Origin of the sequence: Carboxylicivirga caseinilyticus, assembly GCF_050589785.1 — a bacterium.
In the GTDB taxonomy this organism is placed as follows: Bacteria; Bacteroidota; Bacteroidia; order Bacteroidales; family Marinilabiliaceae; genus Carboxylicivirga; species Carboxylicivirga caseinilyticus.
Map to the genome: position 1 here is coordinate 42,971 of NZ_JBNGOX010000025.1, position 24,218 is coordinate 67,188.

At 35.5% G+C, this 24,218-nt stretch carries 13 protein-coding genes; 4 read left to right on the forward strand and 9 right to left on the reverse strand.

Features of this window, described 5'->3' with window-relative positions:
- The first annotated feature begins 143 nt into the window (after positions 1 to 143).
- From ACRD62_RS13380 to ACRD62_RS13390, 3 genes are read left to right on the forward strand one after another with little or no spacing between them, the layout of a single operon-like run.
- A complete protein-coding gene (locus tag ACRD62_RS13380) occupies positions 144 to 2,360 on the forward strand; it encodes an APC family permease (RefSeq protein WP_430820615.1) in 2,217 nt (738 codons plus the stop codon).
- 15 nt (positions 2,361 to 2,375) lie between these two features.
- Complete coding sequence (locus ACRD62_RS13385; protein ID WP_430820616.1) at positions 2,376 to 3,077, forward strand: YkgJ family cysteine cluster protein; 702 nt, start codon at positions 2,376 to 2,378, stop codon at positions 3,075 to 3,077.
- Positions 3,078 to 3,108: 31 nt separating this feature from the next.
- Positions 3,109 to 3,843 carry a hypothetical protein gene (locus ACRD62_RS13390; protein WP_430820618.1) on the forward strand — a complete coding sequence of 245 codons (735 nt, stop codon included), beginning with the start codon at positions 3,109 to 3,111 and terminating at the stop codon, positions 3,841 to 3,843.
- Between the two features lie 57 nt (positions 3,844 to 3,900).
- On the opposite strand, the gene ACRD62_RS13395 is transcribed toward ACRD62_RS13390, so the two are convergent.
- The 9 genes from ACRD62_RS13395 to ACRD62_RS13435 form a co-directional block, all read right to left on the reverse strand.
- A complete protein-coding gene (locus ACRD62_RS13395; RefSeq protein ID WP_430820619.1) occupies positions 3,901 to 6,762 on the reverse strand; it encodes an alpha/beta hydrolase family protein in 2,862 nt (953 codons plus the stop codon).
- A 329-nt stretch (positions 6,763 to 7,091) separates the two neighbouring features.
- Positions 7,092 to 9,347 carry a beta-glucosidase BglX gene (gene bglX, locus ACRD62_RS13400; RefSeq protein ID WP_430820620.1) on the reverse strand — a complete coding sequence of 752 codons (2,256 nt, stop codon included), beginning with the start codon at positions 9,345 to 9,347 and terminating at the stop codon, positions 7,092 to 7,094.
- 23 nt (positions 9,348 to 9,370) lie between these two features.
- Positions 9,371 to 10,183 carry a glycoside hydrolase family 16 protein gene (locus ACRD62_RS13405; protein ID WP_430820621.1) on the reverse strand — a complete coding sequence of 271 codons (813 nt, stop codon included), beginning with the start codon at positions 10,181 to 10,183 and terminating at the stop codon, positions 9,371 to 9,373.
- 39 nt (positions 10,184 to 10,222) lie between these two features.
- A complete protein-coding gene (locus ACRD62_RS13410; RefSeq protein WP_430820622.1) occupies positions 10,223 to 11,602 on the reverse strand; it encodes a glycoside hydrolase family 16 protein in 1,380 nt (459 codons plus the stop codon).
- Positions 11,603 to 11,623: 21 nt separating this feature from the next.
- Positions 11,624 to 13,381, reverse strand: coding sequence for a cellulase family glycosylhydrolase (locus tag ACRD62_RS13415; RefSeq protein ID WP_430820623.1), 1,758 nt, complete (start codon positions 13,379 to 13,381; stop codon positions 11,624 to 11,626).
- A gap of 188 nt (positions 13,382 to 13,569) precedes the next feature.
- On the reverse strand, positions 13,570 to 14,388 hold the full coding sequence (locus ACRD62_RS13420; RefSeq protein WP_430820624.1) for a hypothetical protein: 819 nt from the start codon (positions 14,386 to 14,388) through the stop codon (positions 13,570 to 13,572).
- 28 nt (positions 14,389 to 14,416) lie between these two features.
- Positions 14,417 to 16,153 (reverse strand): RagB/SusD family nutrient uptake outer membrane protein, encoded by a 1,737-nt coding sequence (locus tag ACRD62_RS13425; RefSeq protein ID WP_430820625.1) that lies wholly within the window; start codon positions 16,151 to 16,153, stop codon positions 14,417 to 14,419.
- Between the two features lie 57 nt (positions 16,154 to 16,210).
- Positions 16,211 to 19,447 carry a SusC/RagA family TonB-linked outer membrane protein gene (locus tag ACRD62_RS13430; protein WP_430820626.1) on the reverse strand — a complete coding sequence of 1,079 codons (3,237 nt, stop codon included), beginning with the start codon at positions 19,445 to 19,447 and terminating at the stop codon, positions 16,211 to 16,213.
- A 271-nt stretch (positions 19,448 to 19,718) separates the two neighbouring features.
- A complete protein-coding gene (locus ACRD62_RS13435; RefSeq protein ID WP_430820627.1) occupies positions 19,719 to 22,631 on the reverse strand; it encodes a LuxR C-terminal-related transcriptional regulator in 2,913 nt (970 codons plus the stop codon).
- A gap of 429 nt (positions 22,632 to 23,060) precedes the next feature.
- Here ACRD62_RS13435 and ACRD62_RS13440 point away from each other — a divergent pair, with 429 nt between their 5' ends.
- Positions 23,061 to 24,209 carry an HlyD family secretion protein gene (locus ACRD62_RS13440; protein WP_430820628.1) on the forward strand — a complete coding sequence of 383 codons (1,149 nt, stop codon included), beginning with the start codon at positions 23,061 to 23,063 and terminating at the stop codon, positions 24,207 to 24,209.
- Positions 24,210 to 24,218 lie beyond the last annotated feature (9 nt).

Below are 24,218 nucleotides of genomic sequence, written 5' to 3' on the forward strand. Positions count from 1 at the left end.
CGTCTGTATCCCTTACACAAACTTCACTCCTCAGCAGACGGTTGTTTTTTCATAAAAAATGTTAGAGACAAGGAATATTATAGTAGATTAAAAGGAAAGTTCCTACATTTAGGCTATTCAACAAAAAAATTAAAACCTACACTATGTCGAACAAGCAAGGTTTTGGAACAGCCCCCGTATTTTTTACGGCAATATCCACCATTTTAGGAGCAATTCTTTTTCTTCGGTTTGGATATGCAGTAGGTACTACAGGATTATTTGGGGGAATCTTGATTATCATATTAGGGCATTTAATTACCATACCAACAGCTCTGGCCATAAGTGAAATTGCTACCAACCAACGTGTTGAAGGAGGGGGTGAATATTTTATTATTTCGCGTTCCTTTGGATTAAATATCGGAGCAACCATTGGCATGGCTTTATTTATGTCGCAAGCCATTAGTGTAGCTTTTTATGTAATTGCCTTTACCGAAACTTTTGAACCCTTTTTTGAATGGTGGAGTCAGAATTTTGGTTGGGAATTACCCCGACAAGCTATTAGCTTACCGGTGATGGCTCTGCTGGCATGGCTCATTCTGAAGAAAGGAGCTAACATGGGAGTAAAAGCTCTTTATGTTGTGGTTGTTCTTTTGGCTATTTCATTGCTTTCTTTCTTTATTGGTTCTCCTTCCGAAGCTGAAGCTGCATCAATTGGGACTCAAAATATTGGTTTTTTTAATAGTAAGGACTTCTTTAGTGTGTTTGCCATTTGTTTCCCCGCTTTTACAGGGATGACAGCAGGTGTTGGGCTAAGTGGTGATTTAAAAAATCCGGGGAAAAGCATTCCGAAAGGAACAATGTATGCCACCATTGCAGGTATGATATTTTATGTAGCTGTTGTATATAAACTGGCAGTATCAGTACCACAGGAAGACCTGTTACAATATCAGCTGGTAATGAAAAACATAGCTATAGGAGGATTCATACTTATTCCGATTGGTTTGGCTGCTTCAACGTTATCTTCTGCTTTAGGCTCAATTCTGGTTGCTCCCCGCACCCTGCAGGCATTGGCTGGCGACCGTTCTTTTCCTACTGCTAAAGTTAATTTATTCCTTGCTAAAGGAAAAGGGCCGGCACGCGAACCCGTAAATGCTTCTGTTGTAGCCATTGCCATTGCCTTTATTTTTGTTGCTTTAGGAAGTGTTGATTTTGTTGCAGAAATCATCTCAATGTTCTTTATGATAACATACGGTTCATTGTGCCTGATTTCATTTCTGAATCATTTTGGATCTGCCCCATCTTATCGTCCTCGCTTTCGTTCAAAGTGGTATATAAGCTTGGCCGGATTCCTCTTGTCTGTTTGGATGATGTTTCAGATTAATGCGCTATACACCATTCTTGCATATATCTTTATTACTATTCTTTACCTGTATATTAACAGCTATCATAAAAACCGTAAAGGCTTCGAAGCCATATTCAAAGAAGCTATTTTCCAGGTCAATAGAAAGCTTCAGGTATACATGCAACGAAATAAAGGTAAAAATGAAAAAGATGAATGGCGTCCGGCAGCACTATGTATTTCATCGCATTCATTTGAGCGTGATAAGATTTTCAGATTGATGAACTGGATATCTTATAAGCATGGATTTGGTACTTATTTCCATTATATCGAAGGTTACTTCTCCAGAAAAAGCTTCACAGAAGCCAAAGATGAATTGAATCGCCTGATAAGTATTCAAAGCGATGATGATAACTCAGTGTATATCGACACCATGATTTCTCCATCTTATACAACTGCGATTGCACAAGCAATTCAGTCGCCCAGTATTTCGGGTATGGAAAATAACATGGTGGTGTTTGAATACGATAAGCAATCTCCCGAAGAGCTTGGACGTATTATTGAAAACATCAATCTGACCCGTGCCGGAGCCTACGATGTATGTGTATTCGGCCAATCGGGCAAAACCATCAAATACCGCAACGGTATTCATGTTTGGATTCGTCCTATTGATCATACCAATGCCAATCTGATGATTCTTTTAGGGTATATCATTCTTTCGCATCCCGATTGGAAAAAGGGCCATATTAAGATACACAGTATGTGTCCTAAAGAGCGCATGGAAGAAACACGTCAGGAATTACAAGTCCTGGTTCAGGATGGAAGATTACCAATTACTCTTTCAAACATTGAGATTTTACCCGTTGAAGAGAATGTTGCCGTAAAAACACTCATTAATAAACACTCTGCCGATGCCGGCTTAACGATTGTTGGTTTCCGCGAGGAGCAATTGAAACATGCGCACAGTGAAGTATTTGAAGGATATGATGAACTGGGTGATATCTTATTTGTCAATTCACAGGAAGAAAAAGTAATTTCTTAAAGAATTCTTTTAACAATGGACGAAAATCAAATGTCGGAACACGACAAGGTATTTTTTAACGATGGATTAAATCTTGCTAATGATTCATTGAGTAACAATACAGATAAAAAAACAATACTCCATGTGACACGGCAGGCGCAGGATGCTGTTGATGGATTAATAGATGCATTGGGTAATGAAGCAAAGCGTCAGAATATTCCGGTTGATTGCAAAAAGGGTTGCAGCTGGTGTTGTTATCAACCTATATTTGCTACCTCGCACGAAATGATGTTTGTTTGGGAATTTATTAAACTGAATTTTAAAGAAGAAGATCAGAAAATGATTCTTCAGCAAGCATTCAACAACTACCAGAAAAGAGGCAGAATGAATGATAAAGAATTGCTAGCATCAAAGATGCCTTGTCCTTTATTACTGAATGGAGCTTGCAGTGTTTACCCTGCTCGTCCGATTACCTGCCGTATATATCTATCAATGTCGGCAGAAAGTTGCAAAACCTTCTACGATGAACCAAACAAAGAAAACAGCTATCCTCAACTCTTTGAATTCCCATTACAAGCCGGCAGAATGCTAAATGAAGGCATCAACAAAGGACTTCATAACAAAGACATTAAAAACAGAGAGATACTAATAGAAGAAGGTCTTTTACTGGCCCATAACAATGGTGAGCCCGACGTAAATAAGATCAATGAGATACCGTTATTTGTAGAACCCGGTTAATCCTTTTACCTAAATATTAAACCCTAACCTTATGAAAAATCCTGATAAACATTTTATTCTTAGAACTTCTGCAATGGTCACGCTTTTAATAACCATTGCTCTGTTTTCTTATTTATTCTACTTTGTCTTAATATTTAATGATACCTGTACAGGTAAAGTATATGGAGATCACCTTAGCATTGGTGGTAAATATAAAATACACTCACTAAAGTATTATTATCAACACAAAGGAAATACCTACTTTGATAGCAGAGATGAAGTGATGTTAGATCAATTAAGAGTTGGCGACTCAATAATTGTTAATGCATTGAGTTTTTACCCAAACAAACACCGAATCACAGAGATAAACCGAGATTTATCCAAATCTAAACAATACAACCCTGAAGATGGCTTTAATACTGAATATCACATGGATATTAATCGTTTTGAAGATTATTACGGCCCTAATAACCAAGAATTCACGAGCAAAGACGGAAACAGATTTTATTACTCCGCCATCGAAATCACCCCATCACACGAAAAAGTCGCTGAAATTCTTGATAAAATAAAATTTAACCAAGGTAGCTTAATTGAAAACTCAATTATTCGTCACAATAAGGATTCATTAATTATTAAGCAGATCTACTTCTATCTCAATGATTTTTCTCTTGACTCAGAACCCTTAAAAGTCTTAAAGAAAGAATTTTCAAAGGCTTTTCCTGATCAGGTTATTGTTTGCTCGGTTTTAGACAAGTCAAATGCAAAACATGAACGTTTTTTGAAATAAATCACAAAAAAACGCTGCCTCAACAATAAAGCAGCGTTTTGTTAATATAATCTTAAATTATTTCTTTAAATCATACCCTAAGTCCTCTCCCTTTTTAACTGCCGGTATTCCATCCTGCATCCAAACAGGCATTGGTTCACCTTTAAGGTAATGATCAAAGAACTGCATCATTCGGCGACTTAGATCTTTTGAATTGGCCCTTCGGGTAAGGTTATGATCTTCGTTATTATAAACCAATAACCAGGCCGGCTTATCCAGGCGACGTAAAGCCATAAAATACTCAATCCCCTGATACCAGGGTACCGCTCCGTCATTATCGTTATGCATCATTAATAAAGGAGTTTCAACCTGAGGTGCAAAAAACACAGGAGAATTCTCAATGTATTTATTCATCTTTTCCCAAAGCGTACCACCTATACGGCTTTGTGTGTGTTCATACTGGAACATACGGCTCATACCCGTTCCCCAACGAATGCCACCGTAAGCACTGGTCATATTACTAACCGGAGCACCAGCCATACCAGCTTTAAACAGATTAGTTCGTGTAACCAGGTAGGCCACCTGATAACCTCCCCAACTCTGCCCCTGGATACCCATATGTTCACGATCGATGAAATCAAAGCGATCAGCCATAGCCAAACTTCCACTCACAATTGCTTCGTAAGCACATAGCCCCGGATCGCCATCACGATAGTAAATATCAGGAACAAATATGACATAACCATTGGAAGCATAAAACGACCAGTTAACGGTTGACCTGCTTGGAGCCGGACGATAATAACTATGCATTCGATCTGATGATCGCTCATAAAAATAAGAGATCATTGGATACTTTTTATTCTTATCCATATTCTCCGGAGTGACTAACAATCCCTGATGGGTTAATCCATCAGATGCAACCCATTCAACTAACTGAATATCTCCCCAACGGTATTCTTTTTGCTGCGGATTAGTGTTTGAAATCACCTTTTCATTGGTAAAAGATGCATCACTCAATCGCAATTCAGGATATTGTTTAAATGTTGATTTACTCCAAACAAATACATCAGCATTTTTTGCCTTAAGAGGATTGTAAATATTAAAATCACCCAAAATTACCTTTTCTAATTTCCCTTTGTTCAGCTTGTAATACCCACTTTGCTTATTAACATCATTAAAAGCATTTAACAGTAATTCGTTTTTCAAATCAATATAATCCTCCTCAGAATCGAGCTTAATATATCGGAATGCTGTATTGTTTTTACGTCCTTCACCTGAAGTCAGACAAACCGGAGCCTTTTTACCTAATAAATCCAGTTGCCATATATCGTAACGATCATAAACCAAAACACTTTTATTATCTGAAGTAAATTCTAAAATTCCATATGTACCTGCATCACTTGGAGTATCATGCAATTCATCAACCCAGGAAACAGAAGCACCCTTACTAATAATGGTTTTAGCATTTGTTTCAGTATTGATTGAGTAATAAGCACTATCAACAGGCTCATAAAAAACCAACCACTTACCTGATTCCGATATAGATGAACGACCATTGACTTCTTTCTGAAGCAACTTCTTTTTACCAGTCAACAAATCAACTTTATAAATATCGTTCGACCATTTTCCACTCCACGATTGCGCTCTTTGATATGGTGTATCCACAAAACTAAATCCGATGTTCATATTCCCTTTATCCGGCACATTTACTGACCGAAATTCTTCTGATTCCAACGCAACAATCTTTCCTTCTTTGATATGGTAAACACATTTATAAGCAGGATCTTTGTCTCTTTTCAAATTCTTTTTTTGCATTGGCTGTATCTTCTTATCCTGCCAATTCCAAATGTCAACATGTACTTTTTCATCTTCTGTTAAAGTATCCTTTGGCTCTTCTTTTGGTCTCATTCCAACACCGAAATACAATTTGCTTCCATCTCTGGAGAAGTTCAAATTACCTTTTGACAATACAGAATACTCAGAAGATAAAGAAGGATGTATGGTATCCATTACCATGACCGGCACATCCATCTTATTATTGAAATGATACAATCGATCTACCTTCACTTTTGTTGTATCATCACTAAAAAGAAAAGAACATTGAGCAGCTTTATAATCCGAAGCTATCTTGCTTATTTTGCCTATCTTATTAAATATGGTGTCTACAATAAAACTCTCTGAGGAGAAGTGCAGCACCTTTGAAACTTCAGTTGTATCGCCAACACTTTGAACGATGAAAGCACCTGAGCCATCATCGGCTATATCATAAAATGATACTTTTTCGATATATAGACTATCCTTTGTTGAAGGACGGTAAAAAATTAAAGGCTTACCCTCTGATTTAAACTTTTTCTTCTTATCCTTTTTTTCTTTCTTATCTTCTTTTTTAGGAATCTCAGATTTCTCTTCTTTCGACTTTTCTATTTCAGTCACTTCGGCTGTTTCTTCTTCCACCTGAGCAGTATCTTTAGGCTCTTCTTTTTTATCAATTTCTTTTTCTAACATATAAGCCAACCAATCACCACCATCTTTAGGCAAACTCCACGATTTAAGATTGGCCACTCTAGTTGTCACACCAGAACTGATATCTTTGATGAATAAAGAATCCTTCGGAAATTTATCTTTCTTTGCTTTATCAAGCTTAAGTGTTCGAACTGTATCAGCTTGCGGTTCCACTTTAAAAGCCAGAAAACTGTTGTCATATGCAAATTTAGGTGACTTACCACGATGGACCGAGTCTAACTGCTCAGTATCTACATTGTAGAAATACAAATATGAATCACCTTCCTGAGGGGAAATCACATATGAAACATACTTTCCATCATTTGAAATAACGTGACCTCTGTCGATTGATTTCCAAGAATCATAGACAGTGTAGTTTAATTTCTTCTTCTCCTGTGAAGATAAAGAGGAAGCTATGAAAAGTGACACTAATGTCACTAAGATTAATTTGTTAAGATTACTGTGCATGAGGTTATTTTTGTGCCTCAATATAGCAAATGATATTTAGAGTTGCCAATTTAAAGTAATTAGGGGTAATTTAACAACACAATCTTTTTCTTAATTAGTAGGATATTTTATTTATGAACCTTCAATTGAATCAAATACAAAAGCCTGCCTACCCTTTGGTAAACAGGCTTTGATAATTAAATCTAAAATCTATCTCACAGTAAAGCCACTGTCTGTTTAAAAAACCGGGAGAACAATAACATATGCAAAAATTAGTAATATCAGTTAATCTACTTTTTCCAATGTCCTCCCGGATCTATTTATAATTCAAAGGATGATTTTAAGCCATCGGTTGAGTTGCTTCCAACCATCACATCAAACTCTCCGGGTTCAAATAAAAACTCTCCTGTCCCATTGTAGAACCCAAGTTCCTTCTTTGTCAATGTAAAATTCACTTCTGCTTTATCGCCAGCTTTAATCATAACCTTGTTAAAACCTTTCAATTCTTTGACCGGGCGAACAATACTTGCCACTTTATCGTGAATATATAATTGAACAACTTCTTCACCATCAACGTCCCCAGTGTTTTGAACTGTAACACTCACCTCAACATTCTCTGGTCCTGTTACATTTACCTTTAAATTAGAATAATCAAAAGTTGAATAGCTCAACCCATAACCAAACGGATATAAAGGCTCATGTGATTGATCCATATAATGAGGCCAGAAAATTGCACTTCCTTCACGGGCCGGACGACCTGAATTAAATTGATTATAGTATACCGGTATATGTGCTACATTTCTTGGGAAAGTCATAGGTAACTTGCCTGAAGGATTGTAATCGCCAAATAACACCTGCGCAATAGCTTTTCCACTTTGGGTTCCCAGTTGCCATGCTTCGATAATAGCAGGTAAATTCTCGTCAGCCCAGTTGATTGTTAAAGGACGACCATTCATAAGCACCAATACTATATTTTGGTTCACTTTGTAAACTTCTTCCAGTAATTCCTGTTGAAGTCCTGGTAAATTTAAGTCTGATCGTGAACGCGCCTCACCGCTGTGCAATCCATGTTCACCTAATACCATAACGACCACATCAGATTTTTTGGCCAATTTAACAGCCTCTTTTATTCCACTTTTATCAGTTGTATTCACCTCTAATTCAATCGGGAAAGCAGTTGGTCCGGTCACGAGCTTCACTCCTTCAGCAAATGATACGTCTGCACCAAACTCCTGCAAACCTTCCAAAACTGATACTGCAGTATTACTTTCACCTGCCATACGCCAGTTACCCAGCGGACTATCTTTATCATCGGCCAGATCACCAATCAAAGCAATTTTTTTCTGATTTTTTGATAAGGGTAATAAAGCGTTTTCATTCTTCAATAATACAATCGACTTTTTAGCCATATCCAAAGCTGCAGCCATATGGTCGGGATGATAGATCATTTCCTTTTCACGTTCTTCATCACAATATTTGTAAGGATCATCGAAAAGGCCCAGTTCGAATTTTACACGCAGTACACGACTTACCGCATCATCAACGACTGATTCTTTTACTTTACCTGAATTGACCAGATTCACCAAATGCTTAACAAAAGAATATGATTCCATATCCATATCCGAACCTGCATTGGCAGCTAACTCAGCCACCTGTTCCAGATCTTTAGCATAGCCATGAGCAATCATTTCAGCACCGCTACTCCAGTCAGATATAACAAAACCATCAAAGCCCCACTCTCCTTTAAGAATATCGCGAAGTAGAAAATTACTGGCTGTTGAAGGTATCCCGTTAATGATATTGAACGAATTCATAAATGTTCTGACATTAGCTTCTTCAATGGCAGCTTTAAAAGGTGGTAACACAACATTATACAGGGTTGCTGTTCCTATATCCACTGTATTGTAATCCCTTCCGCCTTCAACAAAGCCATATGCAGCAAAATGCTTGGCACAAGCAGCCAAGGTATTAACAGCACTCAAATCGTCGCCTTGAAAACCTCTTACTCTTGCAACTCCAATTTTGCTACCCAGATAGGTATCTTCACCAGCTCCTTCCATAACACGTCCCCATCGAGGATCACGTGAAATATCAACCATTGGTGCAAAAGTCCAGTTTAAGCCTTCAGCAGTAGCCTCCACTGCAGCAATTCTTGCAGATTTCTCGATGGCCTCCAGATCCCAGCTTGCAGCTTCTGCCAATGGAATAGGCGAAAGCGTTTTATGACCATGTATAACATCAAATCCAAAGATCATGGGTATGCCTAATCGTGAGCTATCCACAGCCAACTGTTGCATCTTACGAACTTCGGACACACCTCGAACATTTAACATTGAGCCAACCAAACCACTTTTAATATGATCATATTTATTTTTGGCATCACCATCGGCAGGTGCCGGACCGGTTATATCATAAAAACCTGTATACTGGTTCATCTGCCCCACTTTTTCTTCCAATGTCATTTTGCTTAACAGGTCATTTACCTTTTGATCAATATCATTGGTTGGTTTTTGTGATGGCTGACAAGCTACCAAAATCATCAGAACAAAAACACCGAATAATACACTTCTAGTCATAGTTTTACTATTTTCAATTTATCTTATTTCAATTGATATACACGTACATAATCAACTACCATCTGACATGGAAAGATGCTGTCATCCACACCATGTTTACCACCCCAGCCACCACCGACTGCCACATTAAGTAAGAGATGGAAGCGCTTATCATAGGGCCACTCTGCATAGGTTTTACCTTCATTTTTAAATGTAAACACCTTATTATCATCCAAATAAAAATCAATTTTTTTAGGTGTCCATTCTATTCCATACACATGGAAAACATGCTCTGCATCAGGTTCATAAACGGCCTGAGATTTTTGTGTTCCAATTCCATGGTTATAAGACTCCGTATGAACTGTAAAATATACTGAATCAGGCTCATATCCCACATGCTCCATAATATCTATCTCACCACTTTCGGGCCATCCTCCATACTCCCAGTCTGTAGGTAACATCCAAATGGCTGGCCATATTCCTTTACCTCCAGGTAGTTTAGCCTTCACTTCAATTTTACCATACAACCAATCTCCCTTTCCTTTAGAGATCAAACGAGCTGACGTATATGGTTTGGAAATACTATCTTCTTTAACTGCAGTAATAAATAATTTACCATTTAAAACCTCAGCATTATTGATATCAGAACTTGTATAAGTTTGTAATTCGTTATTTCCCCATCCCCACGCATTACCTTCGATATCATAACTCCATTTAGTTGAATCCGGTAAACCGGAATATTCAAATTCATCACTCCATACCAACTGATAATTATCTTTATCACTGCACGAATGCAACAATGCAGATGAAATAAACAGTACTAATATCGATATTTGAAAAATTGTTTTCCCCTTCATAATTTCAATTGTTATGATGAAATATAAATACTACACATATTATTCTTGTACATATTGATAGACTCGTACATAATCGACTTCCATGGTAGCTGGAAATATGCTGTCATCAACACCCATAACACCACCATAATTTCCACCAACTGCCATATTCAGCAGGATATAGAATGGATCATCAAAAGGCCAATTCGATTTATTATAATCATTGGGTCTGTTGTAGGTAAGAAATACATTATCGACATCGTCCCTATAGAACTTGAGCCACCTTTTAGTCCACAATAAACCATAAACATGAAACTCCTCTTCAGCTGTTTCAAGAGACACATGTCCTGATCCAATAGGATTACCTGCAGCATGATTATTACTCTCTGTATGGATTGAACATGAAACATGATTTGGATCAAAACTCACATATTCCATGATATCCAATTCACCACATAAAGGCCAACCAGTTCCATTCTGAATACTTCTACCAAGCATCCAAATAGCAGGCCAAACGCCAGGTCCTTTATCCTCAGGCATTTTCGCACGGATTTCAAATTTACCGTAGGTAAAATCCTGAGTGCTATTTAAACGAGACGAAGTATAATCGCCAACTTGTTGACCATCTCCAATTAACTTTGCTGTAATAGATAACAATCCATTATCAACAGAAGCATTCTCTCCTGAAGTATAATTTTGCCACTCATTGTTTCCCCATCCATGCATTCCTGTCTCATGAACCCATTTGTTTTCATCAACAGTGCTTCCATCAAACTCATCAGACCATACTAATTCAAATTGATTAAAGTACTCCGGATCATCTCGTGTAATCGTAAAACTTTGTTCCACTGATTTTGAATAATCACCTTGCCCGACTTCCAAAACGATGTCATATTTTCCGGCTAAAGGCAAATATGCTTCCACCTCTGAGCTGGCAGAATTTAATTCCTCACCTTCAACAATCCACTTAACATTATCATAATTCCCTTTTGTAGTATTAACCAGAATAACCTTATTGTCAGAACCTTCTTTAAGATTAACTGTAAAAGACGGACTAAACACATCCTGGTCAACCACAATAGTTTTTACTATGGTTTTATTATCAGTCAAATCACTTTCACTTCCCCAGACCGTCATCTCCACCTCATATTCACCTTTTTCAGGATAAAAAACTTCCATGGTTTGACCTTCTGATACTGGAATACGGTTTGTTCTTTCACCATTTCCAAATATCCATCTTATATAAAATTGCTCTCCAACAGTAGTATTGGTAAAAATGATTGTATTACCTAATGTAGAGTGATTTGAATATTCAAATTCAGGTTCATAAGATGGTTTACTATCTTCTTTCTCACAGGCTGATAAAAAAATCAGAAAGAAAAATACAAATCCACTTAATTTTGAAATCCACCTGGAATATTTTGAGTCTGTTCTTGTCATTATCATTTTTAATAAGCATTATTACATTGGTGAAATACAGAATGATTGTATATTGCTTCCACCTTTGGTGATGAATAAGCGTAACTTTATAGTACCCTTTGATAGTTTTATATTATCAGTTTTACTTATTTCCCACTTCACTTCTTTATTAGTTGATCCAGAAGGTATTATATCACTAATTACTTTGTCATTTGATTTTAAAACTAATTCGCCTATATTACCTGATGACTTTAGTTTGAATTGATACAATCCATCCTCCGGAATTGTCAATGTATATTGCAGCCACTCACCATCTTCAGTCCATCCTACATAATAGGTTTCATCTTCTTGTCCAATATCGATACCATCATTTCGATATTTATTGCCGTTATTCCATGGAATCCATTTTACTTCTCCCTGATGAATATTTTGAGAAACCACATCATGATAGGCATATCCCTCATTACCTAAATCAAAATCGGCACACTGAATCCATGTGTTAATTTCATGATCTAAGAATGGTTTTGTAAGTTCTGGTTTACCATTATGCATCATTGCAAATATCACATCTTTGCCAACAATGCAATTCTCCACCTTTTGGGCTTTGGCATAATCCATTACTGCATTATATGTCTGCTCAGAATTCAATGGAACCTGCCCATCTCCCCATGAATTTAAAAGATCTATATAACTTTGTGGGGTAATAACTCTGAATATATTATTAAGTCTTCCTTTTTTGACAGGCCACCACGACCATCCAATATTATTTGATTCGAATAAATTAATAGCATCTGAAAACCATTGATTGGAATTCTCTCCGGATTCGCTCATCCAAATTGGTAGATTATATTTTGCTCTCATCTCGAGCCACGATGAAATAGCGCCCTGATCATTGCTATTCCAGTATTTATGAAAGGTTAATGCGATATTGTTATCGGATATTGTTACTTCATGATTCTCAATTCCATTATAATTGTTTCCCCAACAATTACCTGAAATAAAAATAAGGTGATTATTATCTATTGTCCGTATGGCTTTTATTAACTTCAGATGCATATCCCATAATGCCTTATTATCTGAGCAATTACATCCATTTTGATTTCCTGTGCCATCTACATTCCAGTTAGGTTCATTGATTAATTCATAACCTCCGACCCAGGATTCATTCTTATATCTTTTTGCAATTTCTTTCCAAAGTGCAATTAATTTCTTTTGATTGTCTTCACTTTCCCATAAAGACGGTAGTTCCGGATTATAATCATTTATATTGGCATCTTTTCCTTGGCCTCCGGGAGTTCCATGCATATCAAAAATAACATACATTTCATTGGCCTTGCACCATTTCACTATACTATCAAGAATCTCAAATCCCTTTGGAAGCCATGTATTTTCAAGTTCTCCATTTGAACTTCTTTTTTCTTCTTCAATAGGTAGGGTAAACCATTTATAATGAAGAGCTGGTCGTATAGCATTGAACCCCCAACTTTTCATTGAATCTAAATCAGCCTTGGTAAACTGATTATTCAACCAATAAGTATAAAATTCTTCTGTTTTTTGTTCACCAATAATCGAAGAAAGCTTCTTTCTAAATTGAGTATGTGTATTAACATTTACTTCGGTTGACTGCATCATATAACCTTCCTGAATCATCCAGTTACCAGATCCGATACTTCGTAACAAAAAAGGTCCATTGTCATTCACAATTTCCTGCCCGTTTCTTTTCAGGTAACCCTGTGCAGATGAATATTGGATATAACCAATGAATAAAATAAGAGATATGAAGAAGGCTTTTATGCTCATTTTATCTTTCAATAGGATAATACAATTCCATTATGCCGAAATGACATTTAATAAAATTCAATAAATCAGTTTGTGATAAATTAAAAAGACTGTTTAAAGTTAGGTTATGTATTCCCGGGAAATCCCGGAAATACAAATAACCTAAGTTTAATTGTCAACTTAATGACGTGTATATGAAAAAAAGATTCTTATTCCTGCGGAACAAATACCCATGTCCAACCTGTTGCCCAAGCAGCATTAGGCACAAATAAAACCATCTTTTCAGCTGTTAGTTCTACGATATTGAAAACACCAGCATTTCCTCCACCGTCCATTGAACCTAAAAGATTTGCCGGACCTTCAATGGTTAGTTTTGTATAATCTCCATTAAACTTAAAAGTACTACCTGTTACTGGATCTCCAGCCGCATCAGCATAATAAGTATAATTGGCATTACCGGCCAAATCAAAAAACATTTTACCAGCTGCATCTCCCGGAGGGCAGCAATCTCCTGCTGCATTCCACCATATTCCCCATGGATTGCTTGGGTCTGACATAAACCACCACAAACCTCCATCAGACGATGGTCCTCCATCAAATACCCAGGTTTTACCTTCCAAATTATCACCTACCAGCATATAATAAGCATCAGGTAATGGTTCATCTAATTGAGTAATCTCTACAGAAACAGTTTTTTCAACATACTCTTTTTCAGAAGGAGTACCATCAGACATGTACGGAGTAGTAACATGATAGGTAAACTCATGAGTTCCAGTGAAAGGGAAAATAACTTCAACCCTGTCTGTATATTTTTTATCAATAATATAATCCCAATAACCTGTTACTCCGGGAGTGTTCATTTGAATTGATAACTTATTGCCTCCATTTGTAGCCTGTACTACATCAAGTTCAATTTTATCAGGATTAAAGCTGTTTGATAAAGTCTCCCTATCTTCTATTGGTTCACAGGCAGACATCATAAGCAAAATGCCCGCTATTATAGCTCCAAATATATTTTTATATTTCATTTCAGTAATTTTAAATTTTGTAATTGTATTACCAACCAGGGTTTTGATTATAAACACCATTCGACAAGCGAACTTCAGACTCAGGTAAAGGCAATAAACCTTTTGTCTCAGGACGATATGAAACACTGTATACTTCTTCTGTACCTGAATTATTTACTGTAATATCAAAATTAAAGAAGTTATTATTTGTCTCAACATCTCCCCAACGCACCAAATCAAACCATCTTAAACCTTCAAAAGCAAACTCATGTAATCTTTCATCTTTCAAATTCTCAATTGAATATCCAACAGATTCAAGACCAACACGAGCACGAACAGCATTAATCCCATCTGCAGTTCCTGTTAATTCCGAATGCATTAATAATACATCTGCAAAACGTAAATAATAAAAATCCTGAGCTGCCCACAATTGCATTGGATCACCATTATTCATATTAAATAAGTAGTAGAACATACCTTTTACACCATCAGGACCTCCATGTTGTAATGTAGTATATTTCGCATTCATTAATCCTGTATTATGATCTCCTTTACCAATATTCCAACCAGATAAGCCCATATTAGGGTCCTTCTCATTAAGGTTAAGAACAGAACCTGATTTTCTTGGATCTTCATCAGGCCATAAATCATAGAAGCCAGAATGAACAGGCCCCCATCCCCAACCTTGTCCAAAAGGCACTAAAGAATGGTCGCGAATACCAAAGAATAAAGGCACCCTATTGTTGAATTTTTGACCAATATCCCAATTAGCCAATCCAAAACGCATAGCAAACATAACTTCATAATTACCAGTACCAATTGTTGAGTTTGGACCATCCTGACCTACCCAATTTAAACCTTCTGTTTCAGCCCATGGAAGCACTGGATTAGCTCCTTCAGGGTCAAAATCCCTTGCATTCTGATTTACATATGAGTAAGGCCATAGATTTCTAAAATCAGAAGCTAAACGATAACCACTATTATCTCTTACATCTTCCAGATGTGCAATAACTTCAGACTTGGAAATACTTCCACCATCAATTAAAGGTAACACATCGGTTGCTTGTTTTTCTATATTTGTCATATAACCTGTATAAAACAAATAAGCTCTTGCAATATATGCTTTTGCTACCCAAACATTAGCATGTCCGTAATCAGCCAATAGGTAATCCTCAGCTTTCTTCTTAGGTAAAGTTTCTGCTGCCATTTTAAAGTCTGAAGCAATAAAAGCCCATGTTTCTGTAACCGAAGAACGTCCAACCAAACGATCGGCATCTGTTGTAGGGATTAAAGGCATACCTCCAAAGAAACGAGCTGCTCTATACATGAGAAATCCTCTCATAAAATAAGCTTCTCCCAATGTATTATTTTTAAATTCTTCAGCCTCATCTGGGGTATCAAAATACCTTGCAAAATCACCAACAGCAACTGCTTCTATAATTGCATTAGCTCTACTAACACCATTATATGTCTCCACCCATAAACTCTTATATGTATCTTCAGTAGGATCTGCAAATTTATCAACATTCTTAGCTGTTAAATCATCAGGTCCACCACCACCTAGCATAACGTCACTTAATAAGTTTGCGGCTAAATGTTCATTACTATGCACTCCATCAACGAAAAGAGCATTATAAACCCCATTCATTGCTTCATCAATATCAGTAGGAGTTTGATAAAAGGAATTCAGGTTTTTATTGTATAGATTCACTGTATCGAGGTGATCATCACAAGAACTTGCAAAAATCATTGCCCCTAAAGCTATTGAATATATTAATTTCTTCATAATCTATTCTTTAATGTATTATCAACAATTCTGTATGAATGGTCAATATGTTTTTATTTAAAATGTTACATTAACACCAAACATAACTGTTCTTGGTAAAGGATATAAACCTAAGTCTATTCCTGATCCCCATGAATTAGGAGCATATCCTACTTCAGGATCCATACCATCATATTTTGTGAATGTATATAAGTTATTAACTGACACATACAAATTAGCAGATCTTACCCATTCAACATCTTGCAATAGCTTATCGAACTTATAACCAAAAGTTAAATTACTAACTCTCAAGTAATCTGCATCATGCATATAGATATCTGAGATTAGCTGATTATTAGATGTAGAATTGTAAGTTAATCTAGGTATTTTATTAGAAGTACCTTCACCATGCCAACGACCGAACACTTGAGTTGTATAATTTTGTGTTAAATTATCCGAGAAAGATCGGTAAGATTGCATTACCTGAAGCCCCATTTTACCTGCTAAAGTAGTATTCACATAAAAGCCTTTATATTCAGCACTTAATTGGATACCCATCTCAAAATCAGGCATTGGTTTACCCAACATAACTTTATCTTCTTCATTAATCACCCCGTCACCATTTTGGTCAACAAACCATACATCACCTGGTTTTCGTGGAGTATCTGCTTCATCAGCAATAACAATAGGAGTACCATCTTCAGTAACATAGTTATCAACATCAGTCTGATTCTGGAATAAACCGTTTGTTTGGTAGCCATAAAAGTACCCAATAGGGAAACCTTCTTGTACACGTGAAACATATGAAGTACCTTGTGATAATACATGTGCATCACCATTAATAATTCCTTCAGCGTTTGCTAATTTTGTTACTTTATTTTTATTGTATGCTCCTGTTAAAGTTACTCCGTATTTGAAATCAGAAATGCGATCGTTCCATGACAAAACAATTTCATATCCCTTGTTCTCAACATCACCACCATTAATGTATGGAGCTCCTGCTCCAAAGGTTCCTAAGATAGGTGCATCAACCAACCAGTCAATAGTGGTTTTCTTGTACCAGTCAAATGTTAAACCTAATCTGGAATCTAAAAATCTGGCATCCAAACCAATATTTAACTGTTCAGATGTTTCCCATGTTACATCAGGGTTAGGCACATTGGCAGGCACTGCTGCTTGTTGAGGAATCTCTTTGTTAGGACCAAAATAATATCCTTGTGATCTATAAGCAATATTAGAACTGTAAACAAAATTATCTATGGCCTGATTACCATTTTGCCCCCAACTGGCTCGTAACTTACCATAATTCATAAATTCAAGATTCATAAATTCTTCTTCAGTAAAGTTCCAACCCGCAGATACAGATGGGAAATATCCCCAACGTTTATCTGGAGCAAAGTTTGATGAGCCATCAGCACGCATTGTAACGTCAACCATGTACTTCTCATTGAAGTTATAAGAAATACGGCCCATATATGACATTAAGCCTCCTCCCTGAGCAGCCCAATCTTTACCCCATGTGCCAACTTCACTAACCGTTTCAGGATTATTTGTATTATCTATGTATGCGTATGTTGGATCTCCAAAAAGAGTAGTTCTTTTTTGTCCACCAACATTAAAGTTCAACTGATTTTTTAACATTTCTGTACCAGCTAACACAGTAAATTTATGTTTACTTACAGTAAAATCATAAGTGGCTGTATTAGTGAAAATATAATTTACTCCTTGGTACATATCCATTTGAGCTCCATCAATTGAATTTTGATATAATTTACCTAATTTATAAGTAGGAGACCATGAACGACTGTGTCCAAACGAAGAATCAACACCAAAAGAAGAACGAATTCTTAAATTTGCTATAGGCTGTAATTCAGCATAAACATTACCTACTATATTATTACCTTTTCCCCAGTTAAAATTATTTCTATAATACATTTGAGCAACTGGGTTATTCTGTCCAACTGAACGACCATCAAACTCTAATGTTGGAGCATATCCACCGGTTAAATGGTTAATATTTATATTGTCATAATAAACCGGCAAAATTGGATTTGTTACCAATGCATTGTGCAAATCATTCCAATAAATGTTACCAGTGGCAACTGATCTGTTTTCGGTATTGGTATATGTGAAATTTTCACCAGCTTTAAGTATATCGAAACGGCTATTTTTGATTAAAACAAACTCTGTATTTAATCGACCTGTTATTCTTTTATAACCCGCATCACTAATGTCACCTCCTAAAATACCTGACTGATCAAAGTATGAGAAACCTCCTGAATACATAACATCTTCAGAAGCACCAGCAATATTTATAGAATGACTTTGTACTGGCGCATTATCCTTAGTTATTTCTTCAATCCAGTTGGTTCCTTCCCAGCCATTTTGAAGTTTATCCCAAACATATTGCCCATACTGTTTTCCCAAATCAACGTTACCAGGGAACTCAGCCTGATCATCTAGGAAATAGTTTGTATTTACAATCATATCTTCCCAGTCGAACAATTCTAAACCTTCATTTGAACGAGCTTCGTCCATGATATACATATATTCCTGAGCATTAAGAACCGGAAGTGTTTTATAAATATTCTGCACTCCGTAAAACCCGTCATAGGTAATTTGTGGTTTTGCACCTTTTTTACCTTTTTTAGTAGTTACCAGAATAACACCATTTGCTGCTCTTGATCCATAAATTGCTGCAGAAGCAGCATCTTTTAATACATCCAATGACTCAATGTCTGATGGACTCAAATAATCAATATTACCAACAGCAACACCATCTACAATATATAAAGGTGCAGAACTGCCAATTGTACCGGCACCACGAATTGTAACTTTTGTTCCAGCTCCTGGAGAACCATTATTTCTGGTAATATTAACACCAGCGGCCAAACCTTGTAACGCCTCCATTGCATTAGAGGTTTTTAATTCAGCTAGTGCCTCACCTTTTACATTGGCATTTGCTCCTGTTACTAAAGCTTTTTTCTGAACACCATATCCGACAACAACAACCTCATCAAGATCGGTAATGTCAGATTCCATGATAACATTAATAACTTCGCGATCAACCGCTATTTCCTGATTTGTCATACCGACAAAAGAAAACACTAATAAATCGCCCTGATTAACAACTAATGAATATGTACCTTCAATTGTGGTAATAGTACCAACTGTAGTACCTTTAACAACGACACTTACGCCTGGTATTGGCATACCATCTGATGCGTCTGTTACCTTACCAGTAACGGTCATTTCTTGTGCCTGACTACTTATTAAAGTCAGAAAGAGAAGGAAAATCCCTAACAGATGTTTCATAATTACTTGGGTTTAATGATAAAAACTTTTCCAAAACTAGAAGCATTTGTTAATTTTCCCTAATAGTTCTATACATTATTTATTCACTATACCCTCATTACAACCTCACTAAAAACTCACTTTGTAATTATTTAATATCTATATATCAATAGATTAAAATTAATAATTTACATTTTTTAACTCATATACACAACTCATTTTGACACCTCAAAGACAATATAACAAAATTCACATTTATTAACTTTTAGGATACTTACAATTTATAACCTACTTACAAATTAGTTATATACCTTCCTAAATTCTCTCCCTGATTGATATTTAACTTTTGACGTAACTTATATCTGTTGTTTTCCACTGCCCTGGCTGAAATATTCATCAAGGATGCAATTTCCTTAGAGCTCATCCCCATCCTTATATAGGCCGCTAGTTTTAATTCACGTGGTGTTAAATCAGGATGTATTTCTTTTAAACGATCTAGAAATGCTTCATGTACCTGCTCAAGATGCATTTCAAACACTTCCCAATAACTTTCACTATCTATATCCTTATCAATCCGTCTAATCAGATTTTGAATTTTACTTTCTAATTCTGATTTATCATTGATACTTCTTAACTTTTTCAATTGCAATTTTAATGTTCCCAAAAATTCGTTCTTGCGAATTATATTCATCGTTGAATTAGCCAACTCCTTCTCTTTATGAACCATTTCGTTACGCAGCTTCTCATTGCGTAACTTAATCATCTCTTTCTCTGCATTTAATGCTTCGCGCATCAAACTTTCTTCCTTTTCTTTGAATATTTCTCTTTGCTTAAGCTTTTCCTTTGTTTTACTTATCTCAAGTCTTTTATTGAAAATTAAGAACACCAGGTAAGTAATTATTAAAATGAGAATTAAATAGATAACACGCGCTGTCATCGTTCTGAACCATGGAGGGTTTACAATAAATGAGAATGTGATTTGACTTGTTTGCACATTATAACGATTCCTTGCTTTAACAGTAAAATCATATTTTCCCTCCTTTAATTTTGTGAATTCTCTCATTGTCCTTCCTGACCACGGCGTAAATGAATTATCTACTCCTTTCAAATATGAAGAATATTCAATTTCATCATCCTCAAAATATGTTGCCGCATACTGTACAGTAAACGAATTATCTTTGAAATCATAAACAGGAATTACGGGCTGTTCATTTCTAATCTCATCAGATTGATTTAATAAATATGGAATCGTATCCGTTACACCTTTAAAGGACCTAATATTGATTTTGAATGGTTTCCGATAATTCCTTACCTCATCCACCAGATAATGGGCAAAACCATCTTCAATTCCAAAAAATGTTTCCTTATTGTTGGGTATAAAAATTGATTCAAAACTATTTACCAATTTATTTTGCAGTACTTTGAACGGAAAATCAACTCTTTTATAACTGGCATCCTCCATGTGCCTTAAAACACCCACCATTCCATAATGAAAATACCACAAGTTATTATAGTCATCCAGGTAAATTGATTTTGGAAAATTATCCCTTTCGAAAAACTGATCCCATTTTGTATATCTTTCAAAAGACTTACTTTCTACAGCCCATTTATACATTCCTTGATTTCCAATAAACAGACATTCATTTTCAACTTTAGTAACAATAAAATCAGTAGAATTAGGATCAATGAAATCAAAGGAAAATTTTTCAGCATCAACAACCTTACGAAATTCTTCATCAAACTTTATTTTATAAACACCTTCATAGCCATTAGTAATCCAAAGATTACCAAATTGATCCCATTCCATAAATCGTGATGAAGTTTCAAAATCCTCAATTTTCCATTTATATCTCCATTTACCGCTTACTTTCTCCATTAAGAGTAAACCATTATAGGTACCAACAACCATCAAATTATCATTATTATAAACGGGTCGAAAAAGCCACGCTCCTCTAATGATAGCAGGAGTTATTTGTTTTGCCTCGCCATCTTTAATATCAAACACTCCCAAATTATGTCCACATAAAATCTGATTGTCATCTTTAAACAAGCTCCACACCTGCCCTTCTGAATTTTCAATTTTCTTAAAGTTTGATCTTGTTTTTAGCGGGTCATGTAATGATTTTTCATCTATTGTAAATAAGGCTTGATTCGTACCCATGTAATATTGGTCACCATATTTTTTCATCACATAGCCCGTACCTATATCATAGTAACCTTGTAAAAAAGTGACGCTGGTATTAAAGTTCAGCCGGACAATACCATTATCCAACCCTCCCCAAATATTTCCCTCTTTATCAACAAAAACACTTAAAACAGTATTATTCTTTAAGCCTTTATCTTTATCCACATGCATTACAATTTCGCCGTTGTTATCCACAATAACGAAACCACTTTGAATCGTTCCAAACACAATAAAATCATCTTTATATTTGGCAGCACAAAAGATATTTGATTTAATAAGCATTGGATTTACACTAACATTCCATGGTTTAATACTATTCATATCCCAGAGAAACAAACCATCATTCATGGTTCCAATGATTATCTTATCATCAGATATAGGCACAATTGCATTAATCATTTTATCTTTAAAAATTTGCCCTCCCGTAATACGATATGCCTTATCACCTCTAACCTCTAATAGCCCCTTATTTTCTTCATGTACAAGCAATAAGCCATTAACCAAATAAGAAGATGAGAAACGAGATGTTGCATGAATTGACGAAACTAGCTGATCATTAGAATATAAACACAACACATTTTCTGACTGAAATACCATTTTATTGTTCCAATAATGAATATTCCAAAAATCTCCACTTTGCTGTAAATCATTATTTAGAGGATAAGAATGGAAAGTAAGGTGACGTAACGAATCATCGTATTGATAATAACCTATTTGATTAAATAACCCTACATAAATTCGATCACCAATTGCTTTAATACTTCGAACAACAAAAGGAGAACCTTCACTATGAAGTTGCCAGTTAACCCCATCAAATTCAATAACTCCATCATTATTTGCAAAATACAGAAGATCATTTTGATTCTGAGTTATTCCCCAGTTTTGAGTCCCACCTCCATATTGCCTTCTATTAAAGTATTCAATTTCTGGAAGTCCAACCTTCTGAGCAATATTAAATTGAAGAGTAATAAAAACAAAGCAAAAAAACAATTTAGACTTTAATATATCGGATCTGTTCATAAATTCAGGTGATTTTAGAGTAAGCAAAATAAACAAAAGCTGCCTTATCTCAAAAGTGTTTGAAATTATAGACTGTTAGACAATTGGACTATTAGATAAACCATATTTAAAATGTCAGGAACTCTTTAGTTATTTTATATCATAAATAAATATTAACAAAAGAAAACAAATTGTTTGGCTTGACAATTATTAAAATAATAAATATCTTTTATTATTGAATTGAGAGTTTTATAATTATCATTTATACATGACTTTACTAGCATTCGGGTGCAGTACATGTATTTACTCAGGTGAGTTGATGATTGATGAATTTGTATCCTAATTGTGTTTATTGGATTTTGCTTAATTGTAAAAACAATTATTTTTTTATCAATTCAATAAATATACGATTTATTAAAACGTAGTAATTAATATTATTATCTCTAGCAAATGAAAGTAATTTTTCCAATGGAGGTTATTAATCATTCAGTCGAGATGCATTTTAACTGGCACAACAGGCCTTTTAAAATGATCTATACCTCAATTGTAATCCTTTTATTTTCAATAATTATCGCCTTACCATTGATAAAGATTGATATAACAACTCAAAGTCGCGGAGTTATTAGAACCCCATACGAATGTAGCCAAATTCAAAGTGCTATAGCGGGACAGATAGAGTTCATTAACTTAGAAGAAGGACTAAATGTTCATTCAGGCGATACTCTACTATTGCTAGTGACTGACGAGATAAATGAACGAATAGAACTATTAAAAAAGCAGTTAAATGAAAACAAAGTTTTTGCTCTGGATTTGCAGCATTTAATAACCGAAAGAAAAACTGCTGAAAGTGCAAGATACAAGATTGAACATGCCCAATATTTAGCTAAGATCAATGAAATGCATATTAACATAGATATGCACAAAAAAGAGTTCGATATCTCGGATCAACTATATAAAGACCAAGTAATTGCCAGATTGGATTATTTACAGAAGAAAAATAATTATGAAACAGCAGTTTCTCAACTTAATGTTTATAAAAATCAGATAAAAAATAAGTGGCAATCAGAGAAAACAAAAATTGAATTAGATAATATTCAACTTCTGTCTTCCATAAACAGACTTTATAAAGAATCTTCCCAGTATGTAATTACAGCACCCACAACAGGCAACATAACTCAGGTAGCCGGCATACAAAAAGGAAGTTTTATAACATCGGGACAAATGCTAGCTGTCATCTCTCCGATAGATTCTTTAATAGCAGAATGCTATATAAATCCAGTTGATATTGGTTTTATTCATACCAATCAGAAAGTTCGCATTCAACTGGACGCATTTAATTACAATCAATGGGGATTATTAGAAGGTATGGTTATTTCTGTTTCTAAAGATGTCGTTATAATTAACAACAATCCTGTTTTCAAAGTCAGATGCCAATTACCAGTCAATTATTTGCAATTGAAAACCGGTAAAAAAGGTTACTTGAAAAAGGGAATGTCACTCACCGGTCGTTTTGTAATCACCAACAGAACATTATTTCAACTTTTGTTTGACAAGGTAGATGACTGGTTTAATCCCTCATTAATAGATACGACCAATTAACCAGGATAA

Excerpts from the sequence above, each read along its gene's own strand:
- ACRD62_RS13440 (WP_430820628.1), top strand. The coding sequence starts at position 23,061 with ATGAAAGTAATTTTTCCAATGGAGGTTATTAATCATTCAGTCGAGATG.
- ACRD62_RS13390 (WP_430820618.1), top strand. The coding sequence starts at position 3,109 with ATGAAAAATCCTGATAAACATTTTATTCTTAGAACTTCTGCAATGGTC.
- ACRD62_RS13415 (WP_430820623.1), bottom strand. The coding sequence starts at position 13,381 with ATGAGCATAAAAGCCTTCTTCATATCTCTTATTTTATTCATTGGTTAT.
- ACRD62_RS13380 (WP_430820615.1), top strand. The coding sequence starts at position 144 with ATGTCGAACAAGCAAGGTTTTGGAACAGCCCCCGTATTTTTTACGGCA.
- ACRD62_RS13430 (WP_430820626.1), bottom strand. The coding sequence starts at position 19,447 with ATGAAACATCTGTTAGGGATTTTCCTTCTCTTTCTGACTTTAATAAGT.
- ACRD62_RS13425 (WP_430820625.1), bottom strand. The coding sequence starts at position 16,153 with ATGAAGAAATTAATATATTCAATAGCTTTAGGGGCAATGATTTTTGCA.
- ACRD62_RS13385 (WP_430820616.1), top strand. The coding sequence starts at position 2,376 with ATGGACGAAAATCAAATGTCGGAACACGACAAGGTATTTTTTAACGAT.
- ACRD62_RS13405 (WP_430820621.1), bottom strand. The coding sequence starts at position 10,183 with ATGAAGGGGAAAACAATTTTTCAAATATCGATATTAGTACTGTTTATT.
- bglX (WP_430820620.1), bottom strand. The coding sequence starts at position 9,347 with ATGACTAGAAGTGTATTATTCGGTGTTTTTGTTCTGATGATTTTGGTA.
- ACRD62_RS13410 (WP_430820622.1), bottom strand. The coding sequence starts at position 11,602 with ATGACAAGAACAGACTCAAAATATTCCAGGTGGATTTCAAAATTAAGT.
- ACRD62_RS13435 (WP_430820627.1), bottom strand. The coding sequence starts at position 22,631 with ATGAACAGATCCGATATATTAAAGTCTAAATTGTTTTTTTGCTTTGTT.
- ACRD62_RS13420 (WP_430820624.1), bottom strand. The coding sequence starts at position 14,388 with ATGAAATATAAAAATATATTTGGAGCTATAATAGCGGGCATTTTGCTT.